Source organism: Microbacterium sp. SMR1 (assembly GCF_003289625.1).
In the GTDB taxonomy this organism is placed as follows: Bacteria; Actinomycetota; Actinomycetes; order Actinomycetales; family Microbacteriaceae; genus Microbacterium; species Microbacterium plantarum.
On sequence record NZ_QMBN01000001.1, the window covers coordinates 62,274 to 76,178 of the forward strand.

The following is a 13,905-nucleotide window of genomic DNA, read 5'->3' on the forward strand; positions in this document are numbered from 1 at the left end:
CGTGAGAACGAGCTGACTGCTCGGAGGCATGCATGACGTCGAATGATCGTTCCCTGATCCACCACACGGGTTGGGTGTTCTTCCCGATCGCGTTCATCGCCCGGCTTCCCTTCGCGATGATGGTCGTCGGTGTCCTCACCCTCGTCGTCTCTGCGACCGGGTCGGTCGGGCTCGGCGGGCTCACGTCGGCCGCCGTCGGCATCGGCGTCGTCATCGCCGGCCCGGTGATCGGCGACGCCGTCGACCGGTTCGGGCAGCGGCGGGTGCTCGTTCCGCTCGGCATCCTCAACGGCATCCTGCTCGGGGTGTTCCCGATCGTCGTCACCGCCGGCTCACCCGACTCGCTCATCCTGACCGCCGCCGCCGCGATCGGCCTGAGCGCTCCGCAGGCAGCCGCCATGTCGCGCAGCCGGCTGATGGGCATCATCCGGGCGCGCCTCGGCGCCGAGCACCGGCCACGCACGCTCTCGCGCGTCATGTCGTACGAGTCGGCGGCCGACGAGACGGCGTTCGTCATCGGCCCGTTCCTCGTCGGCATCCTCGCGGCCGCCATCGCGCCCTGGGCCCCGATCGCGATCGCCGCAGCTCTCAGCCTCGTCTTCGTCACCGCATTCGCCCTCCACCCCAGTGGCCGGATCGCCGCGACCGCGCTGGACCCCGGTGAGAGCGAGGAGCGGGCGCCGATCGCGCAGGTGCTGCGCGGGCGCATCCTCGTCCTGGTCGCGGGCACTTTCGGCGTGGGACTCTTCTTCGGAGCGACGCTGACCTCGCTCACCGCGTTCGCGCAGACCGCCGGCGACGACGTCGAGGCCGGGCTGCTCTACGGCCTCATGGGAATCGGCTCGGCCGCCCTCGCCCTCGCGGTGGTGCTCCTGCCGTCGCGCTTCGCCCTGCGTCACCGCTGGCTCGTCTTCGCCGCCGTGCTCGCCGTCTCGGCGGGCGGCTACGCCGCTTCCGACTCGCTGGGCGCGGTCATCGTCATGCTGCTGCTGATGGGGCTCGGCGTCGGACCGACGCTCGTGACGCTGTTCAGCATCGCGGGACACCGCAGCCCCGTCGGCCGGTCGGCGACCACGATGACGCTCCTCGGATCGGCGCTGACGCTGGCGCAAGCGCTCGCGTCAGCCGCGACCGGCGCGATCGCGGAGGCGGGTGACGTCCGGCTGGCGATGCTCCTGCCGACGATCGCCGCGGTCCTGGTCCTCGTGCTCGGGGTCGTCAACGTCGTGATCGAGCGACGTGAACGCGCGGAGGAACAGGCCCGGACATCGGGTGGAGCCCACTGCGCACCGTCGCTCGTCAGCCGTTGATCAGCGCTGCCGTCGTCGCCCCCACGCCGGCGCCCAGTATCACGACCACCCAGGCCGGGCAGCGCCAGAGCGTCAGCAGCCCGAAACAGACGAGGGCGAGCGCGAACTGGTCGACGCGGGTGACCGACGTCGTGAACACCGGGTCGTAGAGGGCGGCGCCGAGGATGCCGACGACCGCGGCGCTCGCTCCGCGGACCAGGCCTCGTGCCCGGGACCAGCGCCGCACGACGGCCCACACCGGCAGCGCACCCAGGAGCAGCAGGAAGCCGGGCAGGAAGATCGCGACGAGCGCGATCATGGCCCCGGCCACGCCACCCGGGCCGACGCTCGCGAGTGCCCCGAGATAGGCCGAGAAGGCGAACAGCGGACCGGGCAGGGCCTGCGCCGCTCCATAGCCGGCCAGGAACGTCTCGGCATCCACCCAGCCCGGGCCGACGACGGCGCTCTCGAGGAGGGGGAGCACGACGTGGCCGCCGCCGAACACAAGCACGCCCGAGCGCAGGAAGGCGTCGAACAGTGCGAGCGAGCCGTCTCCCGTCACCCGAGCCGCGATCGGGCTCGCGACGAGGAGGCCGGTCAGGATCACGAGCGCGGCGACCCCGATACGGGTGCTCGCGCTCGGAAGGGCGTCCGCGTCGGCGGCGTCATCCGAGTCGGGGGACCCCTCGCCCAGCCACAGGATCCCCGCGAGGGCGCCGAGGGCGATCGCCCCCAACTGGGCGAACGGCCCGCCCACCAGTGCGACCCCGACGGCTGCCGTGATCGCGATCGTCCCGCGCGGTCGGTCGGGTGCGAGGCTTCTCGCCATGCCCCAGACGGCGTGTGCGACGACGGCCACCGCGACCACCTTGAGCCCGTCGACGACTCCGGTCGCGATGGTGCCGGTCACGGCCCCGATTCCGCTCGCCGCCCAGACCATGAGCGCGGCGGAGGGCAGGGTGAATGCGGCGAAGGCCGCGACCGCGCCCGCGAGTCCCGCGCGGCGCAGGCCGATCGCGAACCCCACCTGACTCGAGGCGGGCCCGGGCAGGAACTGGCACAGGGCCACGAGTTCGCCGTAGGTCCGGTCGCCGATCCATCGCCGGCGCTCGACGAACTCGTCGCGGAAGTAGCCGAGGTGCGCGATCGGGCCGCCGAAGGATGTCAGTCCGAGGCGCAGGAACACCGCGAACACGGCGGCGAGGTTCGACACCCGTCCAGCGCACCACCGATCCGTGAACAGCCGGTGAACGCCACGCGCGATTAGCACATCGAGATGACGTGGCGCGTCACCGGGTGGACACCTCGCGGGGAGAGATCGTTCACTCCGTGATCGTGCGCGGTCCCTACGGTCGGCGGCATCCCTCTTGCACCGAAGGTGGCTTGTCATGCCCGCTGAGCGCCCACGCGCCCGTTTCCTGACCATCGCGACGACGGCGACGCTCGCCGCCGGAGCCCTCTCGCTCGCGCTCGCGGCGCCCGCGCTCGCAGCGCCCACCGCTCTCGTGCCGACGGCGGCCGACGCGGCATCCGGCGCGCTGATCGTCACCGAGATCGCCCCCGACAACGTCGGGGTCGACGACTACGAGTTCTTCGAGGTCCACAACCGCGGCGCGACCGACCTCGATATGGCGGCGGCGGGCTTCTCGTTCGCCTACACGTACGTCGACGGTGCCGACCGTGCCCGCGACGTGCCGCTCACCGTGGCCGATCCGGTCGTGGTCCCCGCCGGCGGGACCGTGGTCTTCTGGCTGAGCTACACCGCGGGGAGCGTGGATTCCTTCGCGCACTCGATCGACGAGTTCCGCGCTCACTGGGGCGCCGACGCCGGCACCCCCGTCGTACGCGTGACGGGGCAGGCCGGCATGGCCAACAGCGCGCCGCGCGGCATCCGCATCCTCCAGAACGACGAGACCGTCGGATGGTCGACCTACGGGCGCACCGCGACGGCAGCCGGGCAATCGGCGCACTTCCGCCTGCCCGCTGAGCGCGTCGACGGCGGCACGGACATCCTCGCCGAGCCGGCCCCGGCCACCCCGGGCGTCGTGGCGCCCGAGGCCATCACCCCGCCCGCGGGAGAGGAGCCCGGGGGACAGCCCGGTTTCGACCCGAAGCCCGACCCGAGCGTCGTCACCGCGCCGCTGCAGATCACCGAGCTGCTGCCGGACTCGGCGAACGTCGCGGGCTCCGACGCCTTCGAGTTCATCGAGGTCTACAACGCCTCGAGCGATCCGATCGACTTCTCCGACTACACGATCGATTACCTCTACCCCGTCGAGGGCTCGTCGAGCGTCTGGCCGGCTGTTCCCGGTGACGTCGTGATCCCGGCCGGCGAGACGCTCGTGCTGTGGATCAAGAACGGCGCCAACGACGCCCTGACCGCCGCCGACTTCAACGACCACTTCGGCTCGCGGCTCGTCGCGGGGGAGAGCCTCGTCGAGATCTCTTCGGCCGGGATGGCGAACGGCTCGCCTCGGGGCGTCGCGATCGAGACCAACAGCGGCCGTCACGTCAGCACCGCGCTGTACAACCTCGACGGCGCCGATGACACCGTCGCCGACCAGGGGATCCGTTACACCGTCGGAGCGGATGTCGCGACGCAGCGGATCGTCGACCTCGCCCCGGCGTCGCCGGGTGCCGTGCAGCCAGACCAGGTTCCCGGCGGTCTCATGATCGTTGCGCCCGACACGCAGGCGCCGACGATCGTCGACGGCACCGCCGCCGAGATCCAGCCGGGCACCGACTTCGCCATCACCGCGACCGTGACCGATGACGTCCTGGCGCGGACCGTGACACTGCAGCTCGCCAACGACGTCGACCCCGCTCCGGCGCGCATCAACCTCCTCGACGCCGGCGACGGCTCGGTGACGTTCGTGGTCAACGCCGCCGACCTCATCGGCAAGAGCTGGTACGAGTACACGATCACCGCGAGCGACGGCACGAACTCCACCTCGACGTCGACCCGTCGCGTTCCGGTGGCCGGGGTCGACACCAACCCGGTCCGACTCAATCTCGAGGACGGCCGGTTCGTATCGGGAACGACCGAGATCGTCGCCGCGGGCGACGCGTACCCGAGCCCGATCGAGCTGACGATCGACGGCGCGGCCGTGGAGACCACTCCCACCCTGGAGGACCAGCCGCGCTTCGTCTTCGACACGACGAACGTCAACTACTACTTCAAGAACGGCGTGCGCATCGGCGACGACGTCCTCAACATCTTCGAGATCGGCACGCAGGGGTGGGAGACCATCGTGACCCCGGTGCCGGTCGAGTACGTCGTCCGCGGTGACGAGCTCGTCGTGAGCGTGTGGGCCGGTACCAAGAAGGCGCCCGAGATCGACCTCGCCGAGAACAACGACGACTTCGAGATCCGAGGTCTGCGCCTGGTCCTGCCCGACGGGCGGACGCTCACGCCCATCGGGTACGACGATCCTGCTGCCGTCCTGCGGATGGGAGACAGTGTCACCGACACGGGAGCGGCCACCGGCAAGCTCGACTACTACGAGGCGCGCTTCGCGCTGCCCGACGACGCGTTCGCCGCTCTCTCGGCCTCGTGGGACACGACCGCCCGCGCCGACGGCACCGCCGTCGTGGCGGCCACCGACGGCGAGACGACCCTCTCGCGGACGGTGACGGTCGACAACACCGCTCCCGTCGTCACCTCGCAGATCGTCGACGGCACCGCCTATCAGGGGCCGATCGTCATCGACGCCGAGGTCGCCGACGCGGGATCGGGCGTCGCGAGCACCGTCGCCCGGCTCGACGGCGTCGAGATCGCGCTGCCCTACGAGACGTCATCGGTCGACCTCACGGCCGGGGATCACCGCGTCGAGATCACCGCGACCGACCACGTGGGGAACACCGACACGTGGACGGCCGCCTTCACGACCTATGAGGAGCAGCCGAGCGCCGGTGTCCTCGCGCCCGCCGAAGGGGCCGAGGTCGCCGCGGGCGATGTGACCCTGCAGGCGAAGGTCGAGGACCCGACGGGTGACGTGCTCGATGTGAGCTTCCTCGAGGGGCGCCGGCTCGATCTGTCCGACGGCGACGTCAGCGCGCAGTCCGGCACCGTGCAGGACGCTCGGGCGGTCGACCGCGCCGAGGCCGAGCAGCTGACGGCCGACGAGCTGCGCACCCTCGCCGCCGTCGACGGCGTCTCGGAGGAGATCACGAGCGACCGGGCGTTCCCGTACCAGTCGTTCGACGTCGCGGTCGCCGATGCCGACGCCGGCTCCGACGTCCGCTCGACCTGGTCGGGTCACGCCGACGCGGGGGCGACGGTCATCCTCTACGTCCAGCGGGCCGACGGGTCGGGTTGGGACGAGGTCGATCGCCACGTGAGCGCGGCCGATGACGAGTCGTTCTCGCTCGACGCCGTCGTCGCGGTCGACGAGTACGCTTTCGCCGCGTCGGACGGCGCGGGCCGAGTGGTGCGGATGCTCGTGCAGCACTCGGAGGGCTTCGCCGGCGCGGACCGCTCCGACCGGACGACTCCGGTCACGCCGCACAATGTCGCCGATGTGCCGCGCAGCGACTACGACTTCACTCTGGCCTGGGAGTCCGACACGCAGTACTACAACGAGAACACCATGCCGGGTGAGCCCTACCGCCACCAGCAGGCGATCCACTCGTACCTGCTCGATCGGCGCGACGAGCTGAACCTGCAGTACCTCTTCCACACCGGCGACATCATCGACGACTACGACGTGATGGAGCAGTGGGAGCGGGCCGACCCCGAGTACCGACGCCTCGACGAGGCCGGGCTGCCGTACGGCGTGCTGGCCGGCAACCATGATGTGGGCCACCACCTCGAGGACTACTCGAACTACGGTGCGTACTTCGGCGCGGACCGCTATGACGGCAACCCCTGGTACGGCGGCAGCTTCGAGGACAACCGTGGTCACTACGACCTCATCTCGGCGGGCGGCATCGACTTCCTGATGCTCTACACCGGGTGGCTTCCCGGTGACGCCTCGATCGCCTGGATGAACGAGGTGCTCGCGCAGTACCCCGACCGCGTCGCGATCATCGCGCAGCACGAGTTCATCCTCACCACGGGCGGGCTCGGGGCGATCCCGCAGCGGGTGATGGACGAGGTCGTCGCGACCAACCCGAACGTCCGCATGGTCTTCTCGGGTCACTACCACGACGCATTCCTGCGCGAGGACGGATTCGACGACGACGGTGACGGCGTCGACGACCGCACGGTGTACTCGATGCTGTTCGACTATCAGGGCCTCCCGGAGGGCGGCCTCGGGTTCCTCCGTCTCCTGCACTTCGACAACGAGGGCCGGCAGATGCTCGTGCGCACCTACTCGCCCTCGCTCGACGTGTACAACTCCGACGAGCCGAGCCTGCTCGGCCCGGCGGGGGCGGGCGACTACTCGCAGCAGGAGTTCGCGCTCACGTACGACCAGCTGCGCATCGAGCCCGGCTCGCGAACGCTCGGCACCGACGCTTTCTCGGCGGAGGTTCTCGGGGGCACCGAGATCGCGACGTTCTCGGACGTCGCGAGCGGCTCGATCCTCTCGGCCGCATGGCCGCTCGCGGAGGAGGGCGAGCGGGGGTGGTACGTCCGCACGAGCGATCCGTTCGGCGCCGTCGACGACTCGCGGGTGTCGCTGTTCACGGTCATCGCCGCGGCCGAGCCCGAGAACCCCGGCGACGGCTCGGGCGGAGGGTCGGACCCGGGCGCGGGCGGCGGCACGGGCGGCGGCGACACCGGCGGTGGCGCGGGTGAGGGTCCGTCCGGCGGCACCGGCGCGGCCGACCCCGAGGCGGCGGGCGCGGGTGACGGGACCGGCTCACGTCGCGATCTCGCTGCGACCGGCGGGGAAGCCTCGACGACCGCCACTGTGACCGGGATCGCTCTCGCGCTCCTGGTGGGCGGTGCGCTCCTCACGGCGATCCGCCGGCGCGCGCATCGTCGCGGACGGGTCTGAACCGCACCCAGCGGCTCAGTCGGCGGTCGGGTCCTCGGACCCGACCGCCACGTTCCATTCGGGCAGGGGGTCGGGCAGCCGTCGCCAGGCCATCGGGCCCGCCGACAGCTCGGCGTCGTCGAGCACGGCGGCATCCAGGACGTGCCGCACAGCGGCGGTGTTGAGGTCGATGCCCGTCAGGGCGATGTCCTGGCCGACGTCGTCCAGCCCGTGACCGGTCTCGATCGGATCGATCCACATGGCCGAACCCGCCTGCTCCCACCGGGCGGGGATGGCGGCTCGCGTCGCGAGGCGGCAGACCCCGACCGATCGCACAACAAGTCCGCACGAGCCGGAATCGAGCAGATCGAGAGCCAGCATGAGCCTGCCGGGGTGGAACGGGCGCAACTGCTCGTAGCGCATCGTGGCGACGCGCCGATCGGTGAGGAACGGATCGTGCTCGCCGTTGAGGGCACGCGTCCATCCGGCGCGGTCGCCCGCGTCCCGCTGGGGGAGGGTGGTGCCGAAACCGAGCGCGGAGAGGTCGTCGACGACGCCGCGGCTGAGCCGGATGCGGGCGGTCGGTGCCAGGTGCGACGCGAGCGCCATGAGGATCGACAGGTCGGCCGTCGGCATCCGCTCCCAGTTGACGATCACGACGGCGCTCGCCGCCTCGATCAGCTGCGCCGCCAACCGCGCGCGTGCGCCGACGTCGGCTCGCCCGTCTCCGTGCGGGACGGCCCGACGCAGCGGCGCCTCGTCGCGCAGGTCGTCGATCGCATGGCGGGCATCGAGCACGCAGAGCGACGGCATGCCGTGCACGGTGGCGTGGACGTGAGCGGGGTCGGCGTCGCTGGCGAGATCGACGACGCGGAGGGAGCGGTGGCGCCCGGCGATGACGCACAGACGGGCGTAACGACGGCGTTCGGCGCTGCAGACGCCGGTGACGGCGAGGTGAGTGGTCACGGTGTTCTCTCCGGCTCGAGTTGTGGCGATCGATCCTCCACCGTACCTTGTTGTTGATAACAGTTCTCAATAGGAGGTCATCGTGAAGGTTCGCGCATCCATCAAGTCGCTGAAGAATCAGCCCGGCGCGCAGGTCGTGCGCCGCCGTGGCCGCGTGTACGTCATCAACAAGCTCAATCCGCGCTTCAAGGGGCGCCAGGGCTGAGGCGCGGCCCGATGACACGTGCCGTCGATCCGCGCAACATATGCCCTCCGGCCGCGCCGCACGATTAGCGTGAGCGACATGAGCACTCCCGCTGAGCGAGCCCAGACCCTGTCCGCCCTCCATGCCGCCCCCGAGATCCTGCGGGTGGTGAACGTGTGGGACGTCGTGTCGGCCGAGGCCATCCTGGCTCTGCCGGAGACCCGTGCGATCGCTACGGCCGGTCACTCGATCGCGGCATCCTTCGGATACGAGGACGGCACCGACATCCCGCTCGAGATCGTGCTCGACATGGTGGGCCGCGTCGTCGCGGTGGCGGGCGACGTCCCGGTGTCGGCCGACCTCGACGCGGGCTTCGGCGACCCCGGTGAGACGACGCGCCGGGCCATCGGCGTGGGCATCGTGGGCGCGAACGTCGAAGACCGCCTGAAGCCGCTGGCGGACTCGGTCCGCGCGGTCGAGGCCATCGTCCGGGCGGGGGAGGCCGAGGGCGTCCGGTTCGCCCTCAATGCCCGCACCGACGCCTTCGTGCGCGCGGGCGACCGGTCGACCGAGGAGTCGATCGCCGACGCGATCGAGCGCGGTCGCGCGTATCTCGATGCCGGCGCCGACCTGGTGTTCGTCCCGGGGATCCTCGACGCCGACATCACCGGGCGCCTCGTGGAGGGGCTGGGTGAGCGCAAGCTCAGCGTCATCGGGCTTCCCGGTGCGTTAACCGCGGCGGAGTACGAGGATCTCGGCGTCGCCCGCATCTCCTACGGCCCGACGACGCAGCGGGTCGCTCTGACGGCGCTGCAGGATGTGGCCCAGCAGCTGTACGCCAACGGGGTCATCCCGCCCTCCACGCGTCCCTTGAACTGAGGCCCGCAGAGCCGGCGCGCACCGCCCCGAGGTCGGTGCGCGCCGGCATGCCGCGGCTCAGGCCAGCGCGGCGCGGAGCCCGTCGGCGAACGAGGTCGTCGGTCGCCCGATGAGGCGCGAGAGGGTGTGATCGTCCACGTCGAGAACGCCGTCACGGATGCCGGTGTCGATCCCGGCGACGAACTGCGCGGTGCCGGCGTCGAGTCCGGCGCTCTCGAGGGCGGCGACATGGTCGTCCGTCGAGACGCGGGCGTACGTCACGTCGCGACCGAGCACCTCGGAGGCCGCGGCGGCGATCGCGTCGTACCCGATACGGGTGTCTCCGGCGAACTCGTACGTTTCGCCGAGGTAGCCGTCCTCGAGGAGGACGACGGCCGCGCCCTCGGCGAAGTCTGCGCGCGAGGCCGGCGCGATCCGGCCGTCGCCGACGGATGCCGCGATGACACCGCTCTCGGCGGCGCGCTGGACGTCGGGCACGTAGTTCTCGATGTACCAGTTGTTGCGCACCACGACGGCAGGAACGCCGCTGGCCGCGATGGCCTCCTCGGTCGCCTTGTGCTCGGCGCCGAGGGCCCACTCGAAGGTCGTCGCCTTCGGGGCGCTGGTGTAGACGAGCTTAGAGACGCCTGCCGCGGCGGCCGCGTCGATGACGTTCTTGTGGCCCGCGAAGCGCCTGCCCGGCTCGGACGCCGAGATCAGCAGGACGCTGTCGACGTTCGCGAGCGCTTCGCGCAGCGAAGCCGGGTCGTCGTAGTCGACGCGGGCGGTGCGCACCCCGCGGTCCGCCAGATCGGCGATCTTCGCGACGTCGCGCGCTCCCGCGACGAGGGTGTCAGGGGCGGCGCCGCGGGCGAGCAGGGCGTCGACGACGAGGCGGCCGAGCTGTCCGCTCGCTCCGGTGATGAGGATGGTCATCGGTGATCCTTTCGATCGGGTGATGCTCGGGTCAACCGTTCCGGGGCGGGCAAACATTCCAGACGACGGGTACCCACCTTTCGGTAAGCTACCTACATGGCAGTGAGTTTCGCGCAGATCCGGGCGACATCCGATCAGGTGTTCACGGAGAACTGCCCGACGCGAGTCGTACTCGACCACGTCATGAGCAAATGGGGTGTGCTCGTCCTGATGGCTCTGACCGACGGCACCGCCCGATGGGGTGAGCTGCGTCGCTCGGTCACGGGCATCAGCGAGAAGATGCTCGCCTCGACGCTGCGAACGCTCGAATCCGACGGCATCGTCAACCGCGCCGCGTACCCCGAGGTCCCACCCCGCGTCGAGTACTCTCTGACCGAACGTGGCGACGAGCTGATGGAGCGGATGATGCCTCTCATGGAGTGGATCGCGGCCCACGCGGACGAGATCGTCGACCGCGGCGAGTGAGGCTGGGTATTCCATGCGAACCCTGTCGTCCGTGGCGGTAACGATATATCGTCAGGTATCGCTAACGTATCGACGACCGGGAGGTCAGCATGAGCGGAACATTCCCCACCGGCGGTTTCGGCGGCCGTGACAACATCTTCGGAGGTCGCGGCGGATTCAACGTCTCCGATCTCGGAAACAACGTGTTCGAAGCGTTCGACCAGTTGAAGTCGACCTTCGAGCAGAAGGTGAACACCCGGGTCGGACGCGGCGACGTCCGTGCCGCCGTGCTCGCCCTCCTCGCCGAGCAGCCCATGCACGGCTACCAGATCATCCACGAGATCGAGGAGCGCAGCGGCGGGTCCTGGAAGCCCAGCGCCGGCTCGGTGTACCCGACCCTCCAGCTGCTCGCCGACGAGGGCCTCGTCAGCGCCCAGGAGTCCAACGGACGCAAGACTTACTCCCTCACCGAGGCCGGCCGCGCAGCGGCGGGCGAGGCGGGCGAGAAGTCGGCGCCGTGGGAGGGCACGAGCCGCGACCACAGCCGCGTGACGGCACTGCCCAAGGCAGGCGTCGAGCTCGCGCAGGCCGCCGCCCAGGTCGGCCGCAGCGGATCGCCCGAGCAGGTCCAGCAGGCCGTCGAGATCCTCGACGACGCGCGTCGCAAGCTGTACGCCCTGCTCGCGCAGGCCTGACGCGGGTGGCCTCGGCCGACCCGCATCGCGTCGCATCACCCGGCATCCCCTCGGTGCCGGGTGATGCGCGCGCGCGTTCTCGCTACCGCCGCATCCTGCGGTTCGCCGCGCGCGCACTCGTGCAGACGTGGTGGTTCGAGATCGTCCTGCCCCGCTTCGGCCTCGAGCGCCTCGCCGAACGGGGGCGGACCGCGCGACTGCGCCGACTGGCCCGTCGTTTCCATGCGCTCGCGGTCGAGCTCGGCGGGCTCATGATCAAGGTCGGGCAGTTCATGTCGTCCCGGCTCGACGTCCTGCCTCCGGAGATCACGACCGAGCTCGCCGGCCTGCAGGACGAGGTGCCGCCGGTGCCCTTCGACCGAATCCGCGCGGCCGCGGAGGCGGAGCTGGGGATGCCGCTGCGCGACGCCTACGCGTCGTTCGACGAACAGCCGGTGGCCGCGGCATCCCTCGGTCAGGCGCACCGCGCCCGGCTGACGCCGGAGCAGGCCGCCGACGCGGGGTTCACCGACGTCATCGTGAAGGTGCAGCGCCCCGGCATCCAGACGATCGTCGACGTCGACCTGGCTGCGCTGCGACGTATCGCCCGATGGCTCCGCCGCATCCGCCTCGTCTCGCGCCGCGCGGACATGCCCGCGCTCGTCGAGGAGTTCGCCGTCACGAGCCTCGAGGAGATCGACTACCGGCACGAGGCGGCCAATGCCGAACGCTTTCGGGAGAAGTTCGCCGACAACCCCCGGGTCGCCGTTCCCGAGATCGCCTGGGAGCGCTCGACGTCGCGGGTCCTGACGCTCGCCGACGTCACCGCGATCAAGGTCACCGATGTCGACGGTCTCCGGGCCGCGGGCATCGATCCTCACGAGGCGGCGAGTGTGTTCGCCTCCGTGATGTTCGACCAGTTCTTCGGGTTCGGGTTCTTCCACGCCGACCCGCACCCGGGGAACGTCTTCGTCACGCCGGTGCCGCCCGACCAGCGCCGCGACGACCGGCCCGACTGGCTGCTGACGTTCATCGACTTCGGGATGATGGGCGAGATATCGCCCTCGACGCGGGAGGCGCTGCGCACGGTGCTCGTCGCGGCCGCGGCTCGCGACGGCCGCGGGCTCGTTGCCGGGATGTCGGAGGTGGGCGCGTTGCTGCCCTCGGCCGACGTCCGCGAGCTCGAGCGCGCCATGACGCAGCTGTTCGCACGCTTCGGCGGCATGGGCTTCGCGGAGCTGAAGGAGGTCGATCCGCGCGAGTTCCGCGACTTCGCGGGGGAGTTCGGCGAGCTCGCCCGCGCGTTGCCCTTCCAGCTGCCGGAGAACTTCCTGCTCGTCATCCGGGCCGCCTCGCTCACGTCGGGTGTGTGCACCTCGATCGACCCCGCTTTCAACCTCTGGGACGCGGTGGAGCCGTACGCGGCTCGGCTGCTCCGCGAGGAACGCGGAGATCTCATGCGCGACATGGTGCGGCGTGCCATGGGCCTCGCCGACGTCACGATGCGCCTGCCGCAGCGGCTCGACGGGCTCATCACGCATCTCGAGGACGGGAACCTCGGGTTCGACAGCGGCAGGCTCGAACGGCGCATGTCGCGCCTGGAACGACTGGGACGACGCGCGGTCTCGGGGATCCTCTTCGCGGGACTGCTGGTCGGGGGAGTGCTCCTGCGCCCCGACGACGAGACCCTCGGAACGGTGCTCATGGGGCTGTCGGCGCTGCCGTTGCTGCACGTCCTGATGGCGGGCGTGTTCGGCCGCCGCGACTGACGGCTCGGTAGCCTGAGGTCATGCCCCTCGAGACGCCCGCAACCGGTGCGCGCGAACAGCTCGCCGCGCTCGCGGCGCGCGCCGCATGGCCCGGGTTCGCCGGGGGCGGGCTGCTCGATGGGTCCGAGGCCGCGCCGGGCACCCGTGCCGCCGCCGTGCTCGTACTCTTCGGCATCCTCGACGACCGTCCGAGCGATCGCGCGCCCGAAGCCGCTCTCTCGCGTGATCTCGATGTCCTGCTGCTCGCCCGCGCGGCCACGCTCCGGTCGCACCCGGGACAGGTGGGGCTGCCGGGCGGACGGGTGGATCCCGGTGACGAGGACGTCGTCGCCGCGGCGCTGCGCGAGGCGCGGGAGGAGACGGGCCTCGACACCGCCGGGGTGGAAGTGCTCGGCCCGCTTCCGCCGCTGCCACTGGAGTACTCCCGCCACCTCGTCACGCCCGTGCTCGCCTGGTGGCGCCGGCCGTCACCCGTTCGCGTCGTCGACGTCGCGGAGTCGGCGGCGGTGTTCCGAGCGCCGGTGGCCGACCTGCTCGCGCCGGCGAACCGCGGTGTCACGGTGCTGCGCCGCGACGGCGCCGAATGGCGGGGGCCGGGCTTCGTCGTGCGTCAGGATGCCGGAGAGTTCCTCGTCTGGGGTTTCACGGCGATGCTGCTGGACGGCCTGTTCACCGAACTCGGGTGGACCGAGGACTGGGATCTCGACCGAGAGCTGCCGCTCCCGCCGCAGTGATGGCGCCGGTGGCGAGCGTCGAGGAACAGACTGGCGATGAACGGCACCGTCGGATCCTCGAAGCCGGCGAATGCCGCGGCGAGCGTGAACGCCGGTGCGATCTCCTCCTGTGGGGGGAGGTGGCCGAAGG

The 13,905-nt window shown here is 71.0% G+C and carries 11 protein-coding genes; 8 read left to right on the forward strand and 3 right to left on the reverse strand.

Annotated features, from left to right (window positions below; translation table 11 throughout):
- Nucleotides 1-32: 32 nt before the first annotated feature.
- Nucleotides 33-1,310, forward strand: a complete 1,278-nt coding sequence (locus tag DO944_RS00330) for an MFS transporter (RefSeq protein ID WP_112613621.1) — start codon at nucleotides 33-35, stop codon at nucleotides 1,308-1,310.
- Here DO944_RS00330 and chrA read toward each other — a convergent pair.
- On the reverse strand, nucleotides 1,300-2,502 hold the full coding sequence (gene chrA, locus DO944_RS00335; RefSeq protein WP_258524523.1) for a chromate efflux transporter: 1,203 nt from the start codon (nucleotides 2,500-2,502) through the stop codon (nucleotides 1,300-1,302). The genes DO944_RS00330 and chrA overlap by 11 nt on opposite strands.
- Before the next feature lie 175 nt (nucleotides 2,503-2,677).
- On the opposite strand from chrA, the gene DO944_RS00340 reads away from it, so the two are divergent.
- Entirely contained in the window at nucleotides 2,678-7,231 is a 4,554-nt protein-coding gene (locus DO944_RS00340; protein WP_112613625.1) for a lamin tail domain-containing protein, read from the forward strand.
- 15 nt (nucleotides 7,232-7,246) lie between these two features.
- On the opposite strand, the gene DO944_RS00345 is transcribed toward DO944_RS00340, so the two are convergent.
- On the reverse strand, nucleotides 7,247-8,176 hold the full coding sequence (locus DO944_RS00345; RefSeq protein WP_112613627.1) for a GTP-binding protein: 930 nt from the start codon (nucleotides 8,174-8,176) through the stop codon (nucleotides 7,247-7,249).
- An 82-nt stretch (nucleotides 8,177-8,258) separates the two neighbouring features.
- Here DO944_RS00345 and ykgO point away from each other — a divergent pair, with 82 nt between their 5' ends.
- Nucleotides 8,259-8,381, forward strand: coding sequence for a type B 50S ribosomal protein L36 (gene ykgO / locus DO944_RS00350; protein ID WP_023951906.1), 123 nt, complete (start codon nucleotides 8,259-8,261; stop codon nucleotides 8,379-8,381).
- 78 nt (nucleotides 8,382-8,459) lie between these two features.
- Nucleotides 8,460-9,239, forward strand: a complete 780-nt coding sequence (locus tag DO944_RS00355; protein ID WP_112613629.1) for an isocitrate lyase/phosphoenolpyruvate mutase family protein — start codon at nucleotides 8,460-8,462, stop codon at nucleotides 9,237-9,239.
- Nucleotides 9,240-9,296: 57 nt separating this feature from the next.
- On the opposite strand, the gene DO944_RS00360 is transcribed toward DO944_RS00355, so the two are convergent.
- The gene (locus tag DO944_RS00360) at nucleotides 9,297-10,154 is read right to left on the reverse strand and encodes an SDR family oxidoreductase (protein WP_112613631.1); all 858 of its coding nucleotides are present in this window, start codon (nucleotides 10,152-10,154) and stop codon (nucleotides 9,297-9,299) included.
- Between the two features lie 96 nt (nucleotides 10,155-10,250).
- Here DO944_RS00360 and DO944_RS00365 point away from each other — a divergent pair, with 96 nt between their 5' ends.
- The 4 genes from DO944_RS00365 to DO944_RS00380 all read left to right on the forward strand — a co-directional run bounded on the left by DO944_RS00365 (nucleotide 10,251) and on the right by DO944_RS00380 (nucleotide 13,775).
- Entirely contained in the window at nucleotides 10,251-10,619 is a 369-nt protein-coding gene (locus tag DO944_RS00365) for a helix-turn-helix domain-containing protein (protein WP_112613633.1), read from the forward strand.
- Between the two features lie 89 nt (nucleotides 10,620-10,708).
- On the forward strand, nucleotides 10,709-11,293 hold the full coding sequence (locus tag DO944_RS00370; protein WP_112613635.1) for a PadR family transcriptional regulator: 585 nt from the start codon (nucleotides 10,709-10,711) through the stop codon (nucleotides 11,291-11,293).
- A gap of 5 nt (nucleotides 11,294-11,298) precedes the next feature.
- Entirely contained in the window at nucleotides 11,299-13,041 is a 1,743-nt protein-coding gene (locus DO944_RS00375) for an ABC1 kinase family protein (protein WP_396652000.1), read from the forward strand.
- A 20-nt stretch (nucleotides 13,042-13,061) separates the two neighbouring features.
- Nucleotides 13,062-13,775 (forward strand): CoA pyrophosphatase, encoded by a 714-nt coding sequence (locus tag DO944_RS00380; RefSeq protein ID WP_112613637.1) that lies wholly within the window; start codon nucleotides 13,062-13,064, stop codon nucleotides 13,773-13,775.
- Nucleotides 13,776-13,905 lie beyond the last annotated feature (130 nt).

Bases quoted from the DNA above. Each gene is read 5' to 3' on its own strand.
- DO944_RS00330 (WP_112613621.1), top strand. From the start codon at position 33: ATGACGTCGAATGATCGTTCCCTGATCCACCACACGGGTTGGGTGTTC.
- DO944_RS00340 (WP_112613625.1), top strand. From the start codon at position 2,678: ATGCCCGCTGAGCGCCCACGCGCCCGTTTCCTGACCATCGCGACGACG.
- DO944_RS00380 (WP_112613637.1), top strand. From the start codon at position 13,062: ATGCCCCTCGAGACGCCCGCAACCGGTGCGCGCGAACAGCTCGCCGCG.
- DO944_RS00360 (WP_112613631.1), bottom strand. From the start codon at position 10,154: ATGACCATCCTCATCACCGGAGCGAGCGGACAGCTCGGCCGCCTCGTC.
- DO944_RS00370 (WP_112613635.1), top strand. From the start codon at position 10,709: ATGAGCGGAACATTCCCCACCGGCGGTTTCGGCGGCCGTGACAACATC.
- DO944_RS00365 (WP_112613633.1), top strand. From the start codon at position 10,251: ATGGCAGTGAGTTTCGCGCAGATCCGGGCGACATCCGATCAGGTGTTC.
- DO944_RS00355 (WP_112613629.1), top strand. From the start codon at position 8,460: ATGAGCACTCCCGCTGAGCGAGCCCAGACCCTGTCCGCCCTCCATGCC.